Origin of the sequence: Clostridium sp. Marseille-Q2269 (genome assembly GCF_943736985.1) — a bacterium.
Lineage (GTDB): Bacteria > Bacillota > Clostridia > Clostridiales > Clostridiaceae > Clostridium_F.
Map to the genome: position 1 here is coordinate 343,874 of NZ_CALSFS010000001.1, position 18,591 is coordinate 362,464.

The 18,591-nt window shown below is 26.4% G+C and carries 13 protein-coding genes and 1 pseudogene; 7 read left to right on the top strand and 7 right to left on the bottom strand.

Annotated elements, in window-relative coordinates:
- Positions 1-70 precede the first annotated feature (70 nt).
- Together grdH and NGI68_RS01505 are read right to left on the bottom strand one after the other, a co-directional pair.
- On the bottom strand, positions 71-1,384 hold the full coding sequence (gene grdH, locus NGI68_RS01500) for a betaine reductase selenoprotein B (RefSeq protein WP_251859715.1): 1,314 nt from the start codon (positions 1,382-1,384) through the stop codon (positions 71-73).
- A 17-nt stretch (positions 1,385-1,401) separates the two neighbouring features.
- Positions 1,402-2,730, bottom strand: a complete 1,329-nt coding sequence (locus NGI68_RS01505; protein ID WP_251859716.1) for a glycine/sarcosine/betaine reductase component B subunit — start codon at positions 2,728-2,730, stop codon at positions 1,402-1,404.
- Between the two features lie 288 nt (positions 2,731-3,018).
- Here NGI68_RS01505 and NGI68_RS01510 point away from each other — a divergent pair, with 288 nt between their 5' ends.
- Together NGI68_RS01510 and trhA are read left to right on the top strand one after the other, a co-directional pair.
- Positions 3,019-3,675 (top strand): TetR/AcrR family transcriptional regulator, encoded by a 657-nt coding sequence (locus tag NGI68_RS01510; protein WP_251859717.1) that lies wholly within the window; start codon positions 3,019-3,021, stop codon positions 3,673-3,675.
- A gap of 99 nt (positions 3,676-3,774) precedes the next feature.
- A complete protein-coding gene (gene trhA, locus NGI68_RS01515) occupies positions 3,775-4,413 on the top strand; it encodes a PAQR family membrane homeostasis protein TrhA (protein ID WP_251859718.1) in 639 nt (212 codons plus the stop codon).
- Between the two features lie 121 nt (positions 4,414-4,534).
- On the opposite strand, the gene NGI68_RS01520 is transcribed toward trhA, so the two are convergent.
- The gene (locus NGI68_RS01520; RefSeq protein ID WP_251859719.1) at positions 4,535-5,461 is read right to left on the bottom strand and encodes a M28 family peptidase; all 927 of its coding nucleotides are present in this window, start codon (positions 5,459-5,461) and stop codon (positions 4,535-4,537) included.
- Positions 5,462-5,836: 375 nt separating this feature from the next.
- On the opposite strand from NGI68_RS01520, the gene NGI68_RS01525 reads away from it, so the two are divergent.
- A complete protein-coding gene (locus NGI68_RS01525; RefSeq protein ID WP_251859720.1) occupies positions 5,837-7,564 on the top strand; it encodes a M4 family metallopeptidase in 1,728 nt (575 codons plus the stop codon).
- A 309-nt stretch (positions 7,565-7,873) separates the two neighbouring features.
- Positions 7,874-8,548 (top strand): annotated as a pseudogene (locus NGI68_RS01530) (PepSY domain-containing protein); the annotation flags it as partial.
- 193 nt (positions 8,549-8,741) lie between these two features.
- Here the strand turns inward: NGI68_RS01530 and NGI68_RS01535 are convergent.
- The 3 genes from NGI68_RS01535 to NGI68_RS01545 form a co-directional block, all read right to left on the bottom strand.
- On the bottom strand, positions 8,742-11,048 hold the full coding sequence (locus tag NGI68_RS01535) for an AAA family ATPase (protein ID WP_251859721.1): 2,307 nt from the start codon (positions 11,046-11,048) through the stop codon (positions 8,742-8,744).
- Positions 11,049-11,470: 422 nt separating this feature from the next.
- Positions 11,471-11,614, bottom strand: a complete 144-nt coding sequence (locus NGI68_RS01540; RefSeq protein WP_251859722.1) for a hypothetical protein — start codon at positions 11,612-11,614, stop codon at positions 11,471-11,473.
- A 590-nt stretch (positions 11,615-12,204) separates the two neighbouring features.
- A complete protein-coding gene (locus tag NGI68_RS01545) occupies positions 12,205-13,998 on the bottom strand; it encodes an aminopeptidase P family protein (protein ID WP_251859723.1) in 1,794 nt (597 codons plus the stop codon).
- Between the two features lie 484 nt (positions 13,999-14,482).
- On the opposite strand from NGI68_RS01545, the gene NGI68_RS01550 reads away from it, so the two are divergent.
- Positions 14,483-14,890: a hypothetical protein gene (locus NGI68_RS01550; protein WP_251859724.1), complete on the top strand. Its 408-nt coding sequence runs from the start codon at positions 14,483-14,485 to the stop codon at positions 14,888-14,890.
- A gap of 20 nt (positions 14,891-14,910) precedes the next feature.
- Here NGI68_RS01550 and NGI68_RS01555 read toward each other — a convergent pair whose 3' ends face one another.
- Complete coding sequence (locus NGI68_RS01555) at positions 14,911-15,474, bottom strand: ferritin-like domain-containing protein (RefSeq protein WP_251859725.1); 564 nt, start codon at positions 15,472-15,474, stop codon at positions 14,911-14,913.
- A 174-nt stretch (positions 15,475-15,648) separates the two neighbouring features.
- Here NGI68_RS01555 and NGI68_RS01560 point away from each other — a divergent pair, with 174 nt between their 5' ends.
- Together NGI68_RS01560 and spoVB are read left to right on the top strand one after the other, a co-directional pair.
- The gene (locus tag NGI68_RS01560) at positions 15,649-16,872 is read left to right on the top strand and encodes a dicarboxylate/amino acid:cation symporter (protein ID WP_251859726.1); all 1,224 of its coding nucleotides are present in this window, start codon (positions 15,649-15,651) and stop codon (positions 16,870-16,872) included.
- A gap of 190 nt (positions 16,873-17,062) precedes the next feature.
- Entirely contained in the window at positions 17,063-18,580 is a 1,518-nt protein-coding gene (gene spoVB / locus NGI68_RS01565) for a stage V sporulation protein B (protein ID WP_251859727.1), read from the top strand.
- The last annotated feature ends 11 nt before the right edge of the window (positions 18,581-18,591 follow it).

Genomic DNA, 18,591 nt, shown 5'->3' on the forward strand with positions numbered 1-18,591 from the left:
TTCATATTTTTTAAAACTCATTAAAAATATACTATGATCTAACACTATATTTTATAATAAATGATAAGCCCTAAATTTTAACGTCAAATACAGTTTGATCTTCAATATCCTTTCCTAAGGAATCTATAGCTACACCTACTCTGTGATATCTTAATTTCCATTGCTGTTCTTTTGTATCTTTTGGATCTCCAAGGGGATATGGTATAGAAATTGTTGGTACCATTCTATTTGCCCCAACAGTTTTTGCAACGGGTATTAAATTACACATTTGAACAACAGTAATTCCTGCCCTTTCTATCTCTTTTACCATAGTTGCTCCGCAACGAGTACAAGTTCCTCATGTAGAAGTTAATATAACACCATCAACATGATCTTCTTTTAAGCATTCTACCATTTCTCGTGCCATTCTAGCTGCTTCTGCTTCAGTTGTACCTGTTCCAACTGTTGAATAGAAATACTTATGAAGTTTGCCTATTTTCCCCTCCCTTTCATAAGCTTTTAAAGCATCTAATGGTACTATAACGTTTGGATCTTTATCAGCTGCTGCTGGGTCAAAACCTGCATGTATAGTCTTATAAACACCGCCTTCTAATGTATCTATTTCTGATACATCATATCTTCCCCATCTTGTAGCAGAAGCAGACTGTATTCTATCTGGATTATCTACTGGAACTATTCCTCCAGATGTTACACACGCTATATTAGCTTTACTTAAGTCCTTTATAGCATCTGCAATTTTTACTCTATCTAGTTTAGGGATTGGTAACTCTGTTTCAAATTCCTCATTATTTAACTTTTTAATCATCATATCTACAACTCTATTTGCTGCTGGCTCTAAAGAATCAAGCCAAACTTGATGTCTTATACCTCTTGTAAAATAACCTTCTTCATCTGCTGACAATAATTTTTCTCCTGCTAGAATCTTATCACCAAATTTAGCCATTGGTTTTATGTCTTTTCTCATTCTTCCTGCATTGTTTCCACCTTTAAATATATAAACATGTTTTTTAAACATATCTACTCCAGGATTTTCTTCATGCATAGATGTTATGACTGGTACATTAAACTTTTCTTTTACGGCTTCACATATAACCCCACAAGCTACACCATATCTGCCTGCTTGGAATGCAGGACCTGCAAAGAATATGTCAAATTCTATATTTTCTAAAAATCCTAATATTTTTTCTAAGGCTTCCTCTTTTTTCGATCCCATAAAATTATCTCCACATATTATTGTGTGAGTAATTTCAGCATTCATAAGCTTTTTATCTAACTCTGTAGCCGGTCCAACTAATCCTTCCCTTATTTCTGGAGGAAAATCCGCTTTATCTTCTCCACCTATTTGTCCAAAGAATTGATTTAAATATAATATTGCCTTCTTCATAACAACTTTACACCTCCTTAAAACTCTTTCATTGTTTTAACTGACCATCCTGATACTTGGTCCCCACAAAACATAGCATTATTTTCCATAATTATTGACCCATCCGCTCTAACAGACGGTCCTAAAATTTCATCATTTGCCCATCCACCAGAAAGACCATCTCTTGCTAAAGATTCAAGTTCTCCTATAACTGTTTCCATAGGTGGAAGTTCTATAAGTTCAGAAACATTTCCACAGGATACAATAGCATTAGCTTTTTCATCTAAAGTAACTAATGGTTGGGATTGACCATCTCTACCTGTACATTCATTAGTTATTCCTACTGTTTTAACTCCAGCATCTTCTAACGCTACAATACATTCTATAAAATCGGCATCTGGATTTCCATACCCTTCTTCTGCAACTATTGCCCCATCAGCTCCAAGTGATTTAGCCATTTGTGCTACAAATATTGCTGCACGCTTTTTTTGCTCTAAAGCAACATTTAAATTTGACATTATAATCCCTAAAAAATTAATTGATTTTCCATGTTCTTTATAAAGCTTCTTTATAGTCAGATTATTCTGAAAATCATAAGTAGACCATTTAGAAGAGCATGGCATGAAGCTTCCTGATACTACTGCACCATCTAAAACTTCATTTGGATGCATAAATGTTGGTACCATATGATTTGCATCCCATCCATAAACTAAATCATTATATCCCATTTCCTCCATTTGGGATTGCGGTTGCATTACAAAAACCACTGATGGCAAATTAGAAACTTCTTTTGATCTTTTTGTAATTGCTTCCAATTCATATTCTTCAATCTCTGCGGGTGTTAAATCCTTTACACACTGAGCTATATACTCTGCTAATTTATGCCCTGCCAACCTCAATGCTCTGTTTTTCTTTTGTTGCTCATGTTTTTCAAAATCTTCGTCAGTATCTGCCACCAGTACTATATTTTTAAGTTTCGAAAAATAAGTATATTTGGCGCCTTCTCCACACATATCTATAAGTCCATCCTGAAATCCACCCCAATGTTTTCCAACAACTAAAACGCTACATTCCTTTAATGCATGAGTTATACCATATCCAGTTTTAGCCACTTCTCCTATGAATCCTGGGAAAATTGTTTTGCCACCTTCTACTTTTGCTCTGGGTTCAATAGCTTCTTTAACAGGAACAAGTCTAACTTTATCCCCGGGTCTTACAATGAAAATATCTGCATCTGTTATATGTTCATCTTCTTTAACAAATTCCAAAGCTTCCTCCTTATTAATTGTTAGAACTCCATCTTTGTAACATAGTGCTGTTCCAAATTGAATATCATCCACCGGGAAATTTCCAATTTGCAATTTCATTATTTACACCCCTTTTCCATTTTTTAAAATTAATACAATGAATAAGCATTTTTTCTTTATACGTTTACAATAATCTGTCTTGTTCTAATATTACCACAAAATAAACGTGTTTGTAATATAAACACGTTTATTTTTGTTATTAAAATAACAAATGAACTTAATAACTTTTGATTATAAATAATCTAAAATGCATATAGTAATTTTTTCCTTATAATTGCTTTACTTTTTATTAACCTCTAAGTTATAATACTTATAGCTTTTAATAATATAAAAAGAATGGTGATTAATATGGATAAAAAAATTATTCAGAAAAGAAGAATGATGAAATATTTTATAGATGCTACTCAACAAATAATAGAAAATGAATCCTTTGATTTAGTAACTGCAAGAAAAGTTTCTAATCTGGCTGGCTTTAATAGTGCTACTATTTATAATTATTTTAAAAACTTAGATGAATTACTATATTTTAGTTGTATAAAATATCTAGCAGATTATTCAAAAGATAAATATGATATAGTGAATACAAAAAATCATAAAAATACATTTGAATATTACATAAATATATGGAAATGTTTTTGTTATCATTCTTATAGAAATCCTAAGATTTATTTTCATTTATTTTTTACTAACTATACTTTATACCAAAGTTCTATTGAAGAATACTTTGAAATGATATTTGACGATATAGATGATACTGGAAAAAATTTGTTACCATCATTATTAAAAGAAAATATTTACCATAAAAATCTATCCTTACTAAATAGCTTTGTAAGAAATAATATTGTATCTGAAAAAAATTTAAATGCTTTAAACGAAATGATAATATGTATATATCAAAGTATGCTATATAACATACTTAATAATTTGGTAGATTATTCTATAGATACAGCCACTGAAAAAACTTTAAAATACATAAATCAAACTATACTATCCTATACTCTTTAATAATTTATACATATTCATATGTTAATTTTTATTAGCAATCTATACGTGTTTTTACCATTATAGTATAATATAATATATATTATAAAAGGAGATATGTTTATGTTAAATGAATTTTACACTAAAGGTGAAGAAATAGCCAATGCTATAACTCACGGTATTGGTGCTTTATTGTCTATAGCCGGTCTAGTTATTTTGATTGTGTTTTCAGCTAAATATGGAGATGCTTGGTATGTAACAAGTTACAGTATATTTGGTGCATGCCTTTTTATATTATATTTAGAATCTACTTTATACCATAGTCTTCAGGGTAAAAAAGTTAAAAAGGTATTTAGGATATTCGATCATTCGTGTATTTTCCTTTTAATTGCAGGTACTTATACCCCTTATATACTTACTTCTCTTAGAGATCCATTGGGTTGGACTATATTTGGTATAGAATGGGGTCTTACTTTAATAGGAATAACTTTAAAGGCATTTACTACTGGAAAATACGAAAAACTTTCCACTGGTATATACATTTTTATGGGTTGGCTTATAATGCTTCATGCTAGAAAGCTAATTATGGTTATACCTAAAATATCTCTTATATATCTTGTATTAGGAGGAGTTCTTTATACTGTGGGAGCATTTCTTTTTATGTTAGATCATATACCTTATAACCATCCTATATGGCATTTGTTTGTAATTGGAGGAAGTGTTTTTCATTTTTTCTCTCTTTTTTATATGATACCCAGATAAATGCAGATATGACAATTATTAAATAATATTTTCAAATTAAATAATAAACACTATGAAATTATATAATGTTTTCATAGTGTTTTTCTTTATATATAAAACTTTAAATTTCTCATATTTAAGATTAAATTATATTAAGTACTTCTCTTGTTAACCATTGAATATTATCAAGTTCTAACACATTATCCTTTGTACAATGTATATTAGGTATATAGTATCCACCTGGTATTATACTATTATTAGAAAAAATTATGCTTACAGCTGGGTTTTCTTTAAAAGAAAAATCATCAGATAGTGGATAATATTTACACACAAATTTATTACTATTACTTTTATGTAAACTCAAGGTATTATACAATAAATTAGCTAAGTTACTATCCATTTTTTTCGAATAATAAACCATAGGTATATTCCCTCTTCCTACACAATCAAAATTAATTATCTTCTTTTCTTTAAAGTATTTATCATTTTCTTTCCAATACTTTGATAACAAACTAGAACCTAAAAGTCCGCTTTCTTCATTATCTAAAAGAACTATTTTTATTCTATGTGCCTTATTTTTTAAATCCTCATTATTTTTTAATTCATAAGCAATATTTAAAAGAGTTATAACTCCACTTGAATTATCATTATAATTTTTTTTATTCTTTACAAGAATGGGAAAGAACATTAATATTCCTAATATCATATAAGATATACTTACATTTAGTATATTTCTTATAAATGAAATTATAAATAAAATAGTAATTATATATACTATAGTACCTATTATTTGTCTTGTATGTCCAAAGAGTTTAAATATAAATGCAAACAATTTGGGCATTGTACCTGGAGTATCGTAATGAGCAGTAAATATAATATCTGCATTATTCTCTTTAGTACATAAGTTTCTGCATATCTTTATGTTCTTCCCTTGTATTATTTCTGTTTCATATCCCAAAGATTTTAATTCCATGTCTATAAACTCTAAAAAATTTGTCTTTTCAATATAAGTATGTCTTATTCCAAATTCTTTAGCAACCTTATTAGAAATATAATTTAAATAACTCATATAACCCCTTCTAATCTTCTTATTTATAAATTTATCTATAAACTATTAATTATAATAATGATAATAAATATTATTATAGCATAGGCTTTATTTAAATAAATTATATCACGTTCATTTTACTATGAAATATTAATAAAATATTATTTACATTGATAAATCATCTATTCACGCTTTGCATAATTTTCAAAATTTACACATAATATATTAAATTTTGAAAATTAAAGAAATGTTTATAAAATTAAAGAATAATTTATAATTTTAAACTTATTGTAAATAAATAGTAAATTTTCAAGTTTGTTCTTGAACACTTTCAAATATATAATTAATATTGTAAGTTTTAACTATCAACAAATTATATTGGGGGTTAAATTATTTATGAAAAGTAAAAAATTATTAGCTACAGTATTAAGTGCTGTAATCACTTTTTCCGCAGTTTCTGCAGTTTCAGCTGCGCCTGTAGGAAAAGAAAGTAAAAACGAACCTAAAACTACAACAATCTTTTGGGAGAAAAGCAAACAAAATACTAGGAAACCTACTACTGATGTAACTCAAAAGAAATTTAGAAGTTCAGAAGAAATAAACAAATTCTTTAAAGAAAACATCTCTAAATTTGGTTTAAAAAAAGGTGATCTTAAAAATACTAAATCTGTAAAAGATGCAAAAGGCAAGACTCACTATCATACAATTTATCAAGTAGAAGGGATACCTGTTTACTATGGAAGAATTGTTTTCACAACTGACCAAGATGCTACTATGAATTCTATAAATGGTAGAATCGACACAGCTTTTGAAAATGAAAATTGGAAAAATAAGATTAATATTTCAAAAGATGATGCTATAGCAAAGGCTAAAAATAATATCAAGGATGAAGAAATATCAAAATCAGAAGGAAAATTATATCTATATAATTTTGAAGGAACTCCTTATGTAGTTTACCTAGTAGATTTAGTTACTGATAGCGGTAATTGGAAAGTTTTTGTTAATGCTGAAAATGGTTCTATAGTTAATAAATTTAACAATACTCCTACTTTAATTGATGATAATGATCAAAAATTACCCAATGCTAAAGAAGTTAAAGCTGAAGCTGAAAAAGCTAATAAAACAAATAATATAATCGATGTTCAAGGTCAATCTGTTAAAGGAAAAGGTAAAACTTCATTAGACGGAATAGTTGATATTGATCTAACTTATAAAGACGGAAAATACTATTTAAAAGATAGTAATAAAAATGTGTTCACTTATGATATAAACAATAGCTGGTTACCTCTATACAATGTATCTAAATCATATATATTACAATATTCAAACCTTGTAGAAAATAACAATAATAATTTTATAGATGATAAACATGTTTCTGCTGTAGATGCTCATGTAAACTTAGGCAAAACTTATGATTATTATAAATCTAAATTAAATAGAAACAGTATAGATAACAAAGGTATGAATGTAGAAGGATTTGTTCATGTTGGTCAAAGCTACAATAATGCTTTTTGGAGAGATGATCTTGGCTCTATGTTCTTTGGAGATGGTGATGGAAAATTATTTTCTCCTCTATCAAAATCTTTAGATGTTGTAGGTCATGAAGTAAGCCATGGTGTAACTAGTAAAGAATCTGCTCTTATTTATGAAGATGAATCTGGTGCTTTAAATGAAGCATTCTCAGATATTATGGGAGTAGCTATTGATGGTAAAAACTTTGAAATAGGTGAAGAGTGCTTTACACCTAAAGTTGCAGGAGATACAATGAGAGACATGAAAGATCCATCTAGAGGAGATCAACCTGCCCACATGAAAGATTTTGTATACACAAATGAAGATCATGGTGGTGTTCATACAAATTCAGGCATAATAAACCACGCAGCTTATTTAATAGCCGATGGATTAGAAAAAGCAGGTGCAAAAGATAGCAAAGACATTATGGGAAAAATATTCTATGATGCTAATTGCTATCAATGGGACGAAACAACTAATTTTGCTAAATGTAGAAATGATGTAGTTAAAGTTACTAAAAATCTTTATGGTGAAAACAATAACTATGTTAAAATTGTAGAAAATGCTTTCGACAAAGTTGGAATATCTGCTACACCTCAATTACCATTATAATAAAAATATTATTAAACCCATAGATATATTTATGTAACGTTATTTATAAATAATATTAAAAATTAAAATAAATAAGATGATTTCTTAATATTTAGAAATCATCTTATTTATTTGTAATAATTATAATGTTTTTACTTCATAATAATTATAGTTTATACATTTCATAATGATTATTTTTCATATAAATATTTAATAGTTTAACTGATTGTGCTAGTTAAAGTCAACTTATAGAATCATATTTATCCTTATATATAACTAACATTATGAATTAACAAATATAATTAAATAATATTGGGGGTTAAGATATTTATGAAAAGGAAAAAATTATTAGCCACAGTTTTAAGTTCTATAATCACTTTCTCAACAATTTCCACAGCTTATGGAGCCCCTATAGGGAAAGAAAGTAAAAGTGAACCTAAAACTACAACTATATTTTGGGAAAAAAGCAAACAAAAAAACAAAATAGCCACTACAGATATAACTCAAAAGAAATTTAATAACTTTGAAGAAATAAATAAATTTTTCAAATATAATATCTCTAAATTTGGCTTGGAAAAAGGTTCTCTTAAAAGTACTAAAATTTTAAAAGATAATAAAGGTAAAACCTACTACCATACTATTTATCAGGTTGAAGGAATACCTGTGTACTATGGAAGAATTGTTTTTACAACTGATAAAGACTTTTCAATGGATTCTATAACTGGTAGAGTTGATACTTCTTTTGAAAATGGTAATTGGAAAAATAAGATTAAGCTATCAAAAAATGATTCTATAGAAAAAGCTAAAAATACCATAAAATATAAACATTCATCTGAACCCAAATCAAATTTATATTTATATAACTTTAATGGAACTCCTTATATAGTTTATCTCATAGATTTATGTACAGATGAAGGAGATTGGAAAGTATTTGTTAATGCAGAAAATGGTTCCATAATAAATAAATTCAATAATACACCTACTTTAATTGGCACCAATAAGCAGATTTAAAGAATGGGCTGTGGCACTAAAAATAAATCCTACAATATATTGTGTTACCTTTGTGTAAAGAGGATTCATATAACTTCAGACAATATATTGTACTTAAATTCTTTAATACCGCAGTCCCTTTAAATCTGTCACTAATTTTGTATAAATTTAAATCATATTAGAGAATATAGATAAATTTATTACATTTTTATTTATATCTTCTAAATCTTTTATTATATTTTTTTACCTCTTTCTCTATTTCTAATATTAAATCATTGAATCTTAAATTTTTGGCAGCTAATAGTATTTTTACTGCATCTTCTAAGTTTTCCATAGTATATATACTAAGCTCTCCTTTTTGAATGGCTTCCTCTACTTCTTTATTTAAAACTAAATTCTCTTCATTTGTTTTGGGTATTAGTACACTCTTTCCTTTTACATCTTTTTTATGCCTACATACTTCATAAAATCCTTCTATTTTTTCATTAACTCCACCTATAGGTTGAACCTGACCAAATTGATTTATTGACCCTGTAACTGCTATATTTTGTCTTACAGGAATATTACTTAAAGCTGATAGCATTGCTACAGCCTCTGCAACTGATGCACTATCTCCATCTACTTTTCCGTATATTTGTTCAAAGCTCAAATGGAAATCTACCGGCAATGTGTCGTATTTTCCTATTACACTATTTATATATCCCTTTAAAATACTTATAGCCTTATTGTGTATATTTCCGCTTAAATTACTTTCCTTTTGAATATCTATTATATTTCCATTTCCTTTATAACAGCAACAAGTTATTCTAATGGGTCTTCCAAAGCTTGCATATCCTAAATCTACTACGGATAATCCATTAACTTGACCTACTTTGTTTCCTTTTACATCTATAAATATTTTATCTGTTTCATATGCTTCCATTATTTCTTTTTCTATTTCTTCTTTTTCATAACCTATAAATTGGATATCCTCCTTTGTTATTATATCTCTATCTTCTCCATTAGCCCTGTTATCTGCCTGTATTAACAATCTATATATTTCATAATTATCAAGATAAAATTTATTTTTGTTTTCAACTTTCCTTGATAGATATTTACATAGTTCTTTTAAAGCTTCTTCATCTATATTTCTTATTTGTTCATTTTGGCATACATTATATATTTTTTCACATATCCATCTCTTACTATCACTATTTATATCTACTACCTTATTATATTCTGACTTTAATTTAAATATATTTTTAAAATCCTCATCATAATTATAAAGTAAATTATAAGTTTCGTAATCTCCTATAATTATTACCTTCAATTTTGCAGTTATTGGCTCTGGTTTTAACCCTCCTAATGACAATACTTCAAGATATCCTTTATTGTATTCAAAATCTATCTTATCATTCATAAGAGCTTTTTTTAAATGAAAATAAGCTGAACCATTTGTAAATAAACTATTAGCTCTTATAATTAAGCAACCTTCATTGGCCTTTAAAAGAGATCCTGCTTTAATCAAACTAGCATCTGTATAATATGCTCCATTCTTATTTTCATATTCTATACTACCAACTAAATTATTTACTGATGGATTCTCTTCGAATATAACTAGTGGACTCTTATTTAAAGTATTATCTACTATTACATTTACTTTGTATTTATATATAGCATGTGCTATAAGTTCTTTATCATCTTCATAGCTTGAAGTGTATATGTCTATTAGTTCATTTTCTATATTTCTACAAACGCTGTTTAAAAAATCCAATGCTTGAACATTATCTTCAAATTCTATTCTATATTCCTCTTTTAAACTTTTCATTTCTAGTTCAAAATATATCTTCATTATATTTTTTATCTTTTCTAATCCTTCCAACTCTATATCAGCCAGTACTTCCAAAGAAATTTCTGCTTTTTCTTTTAATTTAGATACTTTTTTTAATATTTCATCCTTTTCTTCTTTATCTAGATCTTCATATTCACTTTCAGTTAGAGCCTCATCATCTCTTATAGGCATAAAAACAAACCCTGATACACCTGTTTTTATCTCAAATCCTTCTTTTTTTGATTCTTCTATAAGTTCATTTACTATTTCATTTCTCTTTTTTTCCATACTATCCAAAATGATTTCTTTCTCTTTATTAGCAGATTTATTATAAAATTCATATATACATTCACTATATTCTGTTTGAATATCATCTAACTTTTGTTTTAAAACCTTCCCTTTACCATTTTGAAGATATATACCATAGGGATATTTTTCCTCTTCTAAAACCACATAACAAATATCTTTTGGCTTACTCCTTTTTTCTAACTTTTCATTTATAAAATTCATTATACTATCTAATTTTTCTTTAGAAAAATCATCTACTAAGTATAAATTATATCCTGGTTTATCTATACCTAATGCAATATTTATCTTTTCATATATAGAGTTATATTCTGGAATATTCTTTTTTGTTTCATCTATATTAATATCATCAAATTCTAAATTATATAACAAGTCTTTGGGTTGTATTTTTCTTAACATTTTTCACTCCCCCTTTTAGTCATTAATATATTAATATTCATTGAGCTTTGTTTTAGTAACTAAAGATATTGTTGTTTTATTAATAAAAACATAAAAATCAGCTATTTTATTAATATCTCTTTCAAATTTATCTATAACTATAAGATTTTTATATACAATTATTTTATTGCCATCATAAGAAAACTACCTAAAAAATGATTACTTTAAGAATTAATATAAATAATGTTTTGTTTATACTTTTATTCCTATATATTAATCCTTTAGGTAGCTTTACTTAAATTATAAAATCATTTATATAAACCATATAAAGACTTTTTTATATTTATATATATAATTTAGAGATAATTTTTAAATATATTATCAAAAAAAGTCAAACTACTTAATAACAACAGTAATTTGACTTTCTTATTATTCATTATATATTAAAGAAGAACATTTCTAAGCCTTATAAGTACATATGTTATGGCTACAGCTGCACCACTTAATAGAAAAGTTATAAAAACTCTACGCAAAGCGTAGTTATTACTACCCACAAAACCACTTCCTATTTTTTTTCTTTTGACCATACTATATAAATATAATAATATATATATGTTTTTCAATCAAATTAAGTAATTGCTAAATTTTCTTAAAATTGCACCATAAAATTGATTATATATTAATATGCTATTATCTTAACAATTTTTTCTCTATATTTCTTCTCATATTTATATAAATAAATATGAATATATGCTCATTCTATAGCAATTTATTCAATTTATTATTTTTCTATTACATCTTTAAATATGAATTATAACTTTCATTAATATTTAAAATTTAGCTTATTTTCATTAAAGCTAAAGTAATTTCTTTAAAAATATTAATTTTATAAACCCATTTACAAATTTTTTTATATTTGAAATAAATAATCTTTTTCAAACTATGTTTATATAATTCAATTCATTAAAAATACGTTAAAAATTGTTTTAATAATACTTCACTGTAAATAACTTTAATGTTAAAAATAAAAAATACACTTCATAAACTAATCCATAATTTATGAAGTGTATCTATTATATTTTCTATATTAAATTTATTTTAATATAGTAGTTATTTTTTATTTTTATTGATAGAACTACAATTTTAAAGTTTGTATTTTATGCTTAAATATATTAAATTATATTTCTCTAGTATATTCCTTTAACCATTCTTTTTCCTCTTCTGTTAAATGAGAAGCAATTTTTTCAAATACTAGTTTGTGATAAGAATTTAAATATGCTTTCTCCTCATAAGTCAATAAGTCTACATTTACAGCATCTAGATCTATAGGAGCATAAGTTATAGCTTCAAAACTCATAAATTGTCCAAATTCATTTTTCTCATCTTTTTTAACTACTAATTCATTTTCTATTCTTATTCCATGTGAACCTTCAATATATATACCTGGCTCATTAGTTATTACATTTCCTTCTTCTATTTGTTCATAATCTAGTTTTCCTATGACCTTTTCCCATCTAAATCCCATTGGACCTTCATGAACATTTAATAAAAATCCTACTCCATGGCCTGAGCCACATTTATAATCAATACCTAATTGCCATATTGGATTTCTTGCTAATATATCTAGATTATATCCTCTGGCTCCATATAAAAACTTAGCTCTTGATAAGCTTATCATACTTCTTAATACAGTAGTAAAATGTTTTTTTAGCTCCTCTGTTAAGTTGCCTAATGCTATAGTTCTTGTTATATCTGTAGTTCCATCACAATATTGACCACCTGAATCTATTAAAAATAAATGTTCTGGTTCCAATTTAACATCACTTTCTTTTGTAGCACTATAATGCATCATAGCAGCATGATCTTTGTATCCTGCTATAGTACCAAAGCTTAAATCTAAAAATCCTTCCTGCTCTTTTCTTAGTTCTGCTAGTTTTTCACTAGCGCTTAATTCTGTTATTTCTTCTTTTTCTATGTTTTTCTTTAACCAATACATAAATTTAGTAAAAGCTACTCCATCTTTTACATGACAGTTTTTTAAATTTTCTATCTCTATTTCATTTTTTCTAGATTTCATATATGTGGTTGGATTTATGTCATCTATTTTTTCTACTTTTTCTGGAATATCATTATATATACTATAATTAATCTTAGTTGTAAATAATATCACCTTTTCTTTTTCATCTATAGCCTTAACAAAATCATATATGCCAAAATAATCTTTTAGGATTACTTTTTCTTTTTCCAAGTCTGATAATATTTCATCATTTAGCTTTGCCTTATCTATAAATAGATAAGTTTCATTTAGTGTAACTACTGTATAAGAAAGAACTACAGGATTAAATTGAACATCCCCACCTCTTATATTAAAAAGCCATGCTATATCATCAAGACTTGCTATAATATTCATAGTAGCCCCTTGCTTTTTCATTTTATCTCTTAATATAGTTATTTTATCTCCTGTACTTACCCCAGCATATTTTAAATCTAATTTAAATGCTTTTGCATCAGACATACTTGGTCTATCTTTCCATACATCTCCTATTAAATCACAATCATATTTTATCTTCATATTCTTAGATGATAGTTCTTTTTCTAATGTTAGTCCATCATAAGCTGATACAACTCTCCCATCAAATCCTACTACACTATTTTCTTTCAAACTATTATATATGTATTGTTCATAGGTAGGAACATTTTCTTCTCCCATTTTGAACAAAGTTACTCCTGTTCCTTCTAATTCCTTAGCAGCTTGGATAAAGTATCTTCCATCAGTCCAAAGTCCAGCTTCTTCTTTAGTTACTACTACTGTTCCTGCAGACCCAGTAAATCCTGATATAAATTTTCTACATTTAAAATAATCTCCTACGTATTCACTTTGATGATAATCTGAGGAAGGTATAATATAAGCATCTATTCCCTTTTCATCCATAAGTTTTTTAAGTGCACTTATTCTTTCTTTTATGTTCATTTCACTGCCCCCTATCTAAAATTTAATATTTATTAAATAGTAACACATTAGATATGCTTAAACAATATATTGTAAGAATTTTTGCACTCTTTTAAATATTATATTAGTGAAATTTATTTTATTATACTTCAAAATATTTGATATTTATTTTATTTTTTATAGTTTTATTTAAATTTATTTATATATATAAATATTTTATATTTTAATATTGTATAAAAATATAAAATTACCCTACATTTATATATGTATATTATGCTATAAATATTTCATCTTATATTTATAAATTATTACTGTATTGTTACAATCTTTATGGTAATACTATTATAGTAATAAGTCACAAATTTATTATATAATAAGTAATTTTTTATATGGCAATAGCTTTAAAATTATATTATTTTAAATTTATCAATACTATGTTATAATATACATAAATTATAGCAATTATTTATTGTTTTAAATACATATTAGTAAAGGAGTTATACTTATGGGTTTTAAAGAAAAACTTGGATCATACTACACAGACGCATACCTAAAAAAATATGGGGATAGAATTACTCAAGTTCAAGGTAATGTAATTTCAGCTAAAGTTGAAAAAAAATCTATACTTTGGATTTTTAATAAAATCACAGTAATTTTACTTGTAAAACCTGAAAGAAGCAAAAATGTTATCAAATGTACTTATATAAAGAAAAAATGGTTTAAAAAGCCTGAATTTATAAATGTATCACAGGGAAATTTCATTCTTGTACAAGGTTTGAAAGGTAAAAAAGGTAAAGAAAACAGAGAATCTATTGAAATAATAAATGTTAGAAATATGACTACTAAAAAAGATTTAATACCTATGGAAGGTAATGTACAAAAAGTTAGAAAAGTACAAAGAGTAAAAAAATAGAACTTAGTTCCATCTAAGTTCTATTTTTTATTTATTATATGTATATGATCTATTTCCACATTTTTTAAAGCTTGAAAAACTATGTGCAAAGCTTTTGAATTAACATTCTTACTATATTTATTATAATAATTCACTGCATGTTTTTCTCTCTTCTCAGCTATTTCTAATAATATATTATCATTATCATATTTATCATAATTTATTTTAGTAAGCTTTGGCATCTCCTTTATACCAGCCAAATTTTTATGCACCATAGCATGTCCATATTCTATATTAGCTAAGGCTTTAAAAAGTTTTTCTACTTCTTCACTATGAGATAATTGTGAAGCTCTTTTATAAAAATCACCATTGAATACTTCTAATTTTACAGCATGATCTAATATTTTACACACCTCTTTAGTAAGCTCGTCCTTTTCTAGTTTATATATAAACTTTTCCTTAGTTAAATATTTTAAAGGTGCTCCACATATAGGACAAAATCTTATAAAATCAAAAGTATTCTCATGTGAAAAAGCCTCCTTATTAAAACTGTAGTTTCTTTCATTTATTTCTATGCCACAAATATTACAAAATAACTTTTGCATAATGTTTCCCCCTATTATATTACTGATTATAATTATACAATAAGCTCCAACTTTTACCTATACAGTATAACATAACTATAAGAAAAAGCACAAAAATTTTTATTGCTTATTTTAACAGTTTGTTATAAAATTATTGTTGTTATTATAAATTTGACATCATAAAGGGAGGATTTTATGAAGAATCGGAAAAAAAGTTCTTTTCTTAATTTAGGAACTGCAATTATAATTTCTATGATATTAGGAATCTTAGTAGGAGCATTAATGGGAAAAAAAGCTAGTATGTTTGCTCCTTTAGGTAATATCTTTATGCAACTCATAAAGATGGTAATAATGCCTTTAGTATTTTGTTCAATAGTTTCTGGAGCATCATCTATTGGTGAAAGTAAATCGGCAGGTAAGATGGGGATTACAACCTTTGTATACTATTTAGCAACTACAGCTATAGCCGTTTGCATAGGCCTTTTATTTGGAGAACTATTTAAACCTGGTGCATCAGTTGAAATAGAAGCTTTTAAATCTATGTTCTCAAATGAATTTGCATCTAAGGGACATATACCAGGCTTTTGGGAAACTGTACAAGGCTTCATTCCTGACAATCCTATTAAAGCTTTAGTAGAGGGGAACATAATACAAGTTATATTTTTTAGTTTATTTTTAGGATTTGGTATTTCTTCTTTACCAAAAGAAAAAAAAGAACTGCTAACTAATGTTTTTAATTATACTAATGATGCTTTAATATATGTTATAACAAAAGTTATGTACGTAGCCCCAATAGGTGTTTTTGCTCTTATGGCAGATGCCACAGGAACCTTTGGATACAAAATATTAAAAAGTTTATTATTCTTGTTAATAGTAGATATATTAGCTTTATGTGTTCATAACTTTGGAGTTTATTCTTTATTTATTAAACTTCTTTCCAAAACTTCATTAAAAAAATTTTGGAAATCTATATATAAAGTTCAATTAATGGCTTTTTCAACGTCTTCATCTATGGCAGCTTTACCTTTAAATATAGAAAGTTGTGAAAATGATTTAGGAGTATCAAAAGAAACTGCTTCTTTTGTATTACCTTTGGGTGCTACCATTAATATGGATGGTAATGCAATATATTATGCTTTAGTAGCTTGCTTTTTTGCTCAGGTATTTCATATACATCTAGGACCAGCCCAATACATAGCTATAATATTTACAGCAACTATAGGTTCAATAGGACAAGCAGGTGTTCCAGGTCCATCGCTATTAGTTGTAGCAGTGTTACTAGCTGCAAATATCCCTGTGGTTGGTCTTCCTCTTTTATTTGGTGTAGATAGAATATTTGATATGTTAAGAACATCAGTAAATGTAGTAGGGGACGCTTCTTGTGCAGTTATAGTAGAAAAAATTAAACAAACCTCATAAAAACAAAGTGTTTCAAAATAAAGTTTATTTTGAAACACTTTTATTTTTTATATTATACATTGCTATTTAGTAGAATATATTTTAAATTCTTCTCATATTTATTAAGTGTTAGTATTTTATTAATTTTATATTTTGAAATATTACAACTATATCCTGCCAATCACTTTATAGGAGTTGAATTATATTTCTTATGCTAAAAAAAAGAAGTACTTTTTTTAAAGAATCTCTTACATTAATAGTTTCTAATTTAACTACAGGAATCTTTGGCTTTACCTTCTCTATACTTATCTCTAATAAACTTGGAGCTGAGGGTATGGGACTTTATGGATTAATTATGCCTATTTATGATTTATTCATTTGCCTTATAAACGGTGGTATGACTGCAGCCATATCTAGAAATTGTGCTATTTATTTTGGTAAAAATGATTTTGGTAATTTACATAAAACCGTAGAATCTACTCTAACTTTTGATACTATATGGGCTATAATTGTGGTATGCTTTGTTTTTATTAATTCTTCTTACATAAGCTCTCATATAATAAAAGACCCTAGATCACTTAAAGCTTTGAGAGTTATGTGCCCTGCTATGATTTTTATTGCTCTATCTGCCATATTGAAGGGATATTTTTATTCAATATCAACATCTAAGATTCCTGCTATTATAGATATAATAGAAAAAGGACTTAGAGTTGTGGTATTTTCTATTATAATTTATTCCTTAAATATTTCTTCAGTATCTGGAACTGTAACCACTGCTTATACTACTCTAACTATAGGTGAATTTATAAGCTTAATTTTTCTATATATTTTTTATATAAAAAGCAAATTAAAGTATAAATTTAACTATAAAAAATCCGAAGACGGTCTCCAACTTCTTTTTAATGTACTCATAGTATCTTTACCTTTATGCTTAAATGGTTTTTTAACTACAGCTTTATCTACACTTTCAACGCTTATAATACCAAGAAGATTAGTAAGTGCTGGAATAAATTACAAACAAGCTTTAGCGTTGATAGGTAAATTTTCTAATATGGCTTTATCTATACCTTTATTTCCTTCAATAATATTAATTTCTATTTGTACTATATTAATACCTGATTTATCAGAAAGCATGAGTAAAGGTAATTACTTTTCTATGGAAAATAGGATAGTAAAAATCATAAAGATAGCCTTAATATTGAGTTTAAGTACTCTAGCTATTTGTGTTGCTATACCTAATGAATTAGGATTTATGTTTTTTAATAGAAAGGATCTTGGAAATTATATAAGATTTTTATCTTTTTCTGCTCCTTTTGTATATGTATCTACCATCAGTTATGCTATATTAAATGGTATAGGAAAACAAAAAATACTTTTAAGGAATTCTATAATTGTATCTATAGAAGATTTAATATTATTGTATATATTAACAGGATTATCTTTTATAAATATATATGGATATGGTATTACTTTAATAATAACCTCTATAACGTCCATAATACTAAATTTTATAGAAATAAAAAAATATTGTTTTATAAAAATAGATTTACATGAAAAAATAATATACACTTTATGCACAGTTTTAGTATATCTTATATTGAACCTTTTAAATAATGTTATATTTATACACAATATTTATATAAAAAATATTTTAATAATATTTCTTGGATTTTTATTAATGTTTATGCTTATAAATATTACAAATAAAAACAATAGATTAGCAAAATAATTCTTGCTAAT

Excerpts from the sequence above, each read along its gene's own strand:
- NGI68_RS01505 (WP_251859716.1), bottom strand. The coding sequence starts at position 2,730 with ATGAAATTGCAAATTGGAAATTTCCCGGTGGATGATATTCAATTTGGA.
- NGI68_RS01510 (WP_251859717.1), top strand. The coding sequence starts at position 3,019 with ATGGATAAAAAAATTATTCAGAAAAGAAGAATGATGAAATATTTTATA.
- trhA (WP_251859718.1), top strand. The coding sequence starts at position 3,775 with ATGTTAAATGAATTTTACACTAAAGGTGAAGAAATAGCCAATGCTATA.
- NGI68_RS01520 (WP_251859719.1), bottom strand. The coding sequence starts at position 5,461 with ATGAGTTATTTAAATTATATTTCTAATAAGGTTGCTAAAGAATTTGGA.
- NGI68_RS01525 (WP_251859720.1), top strand. The coding sequence starts at position 5,837 with ATGAAAAGTAAAAAATTATTAGCTACAGTATTAAGTGCTGTAATCACT.
- NGI68_RS01535 (WP_251859721.1), bottom strand. The coding sequence starts at position 11,048 with ATGTTAAGAAAAATACAACCCAAAGACTTGTTATATAATTTAGAATTT.
- NGI68_RS01540 (WP_251859722.1), bottom strand. The coding sequence starts at position 11,614 with ATGGTCAAAAGAAAAAAAATAGGAAGTGGTTTTGTGGGTAGTAATAAC.
- NGI68_RS01545 (WP_251859723.1), bottom strand. The coding sequence starts at position 13,998 with ATGAACATAAAAGAAAGAATAAGTGCACTTAAAAAACTTATGGATGAA.
- NGI68_RS01550 (WP_251859724.1), top strand. The coding sequence starts at position 14,483 with ATGGGTTTTAAAGAAAAACTTGGATCATACTACACAGACGCATACCTA.
- NGI68_RS01555 (WP_251859725.1), bottom strand. The coding sequence starts at position 15,474 with ATGCAAAAGTTATTTTGTAATATTTGTGGCATAGAAATAAATGAAAGA.
- NGI68_RS01560 (WP_251859726.1), top strand. The coding sequence starts at position 15,649 with ATGAAGAATCGGAAAAAAAGTTCTTTTCTTAATTTAGGAACTGCAATT.
- spoVB (WP_251859727.1), top strand. The coding sequence starts at position 17,063 with ATGCTAAAAAAAAGAAGTACTTTTTTTAAAGAATCTCTTACATTAATA.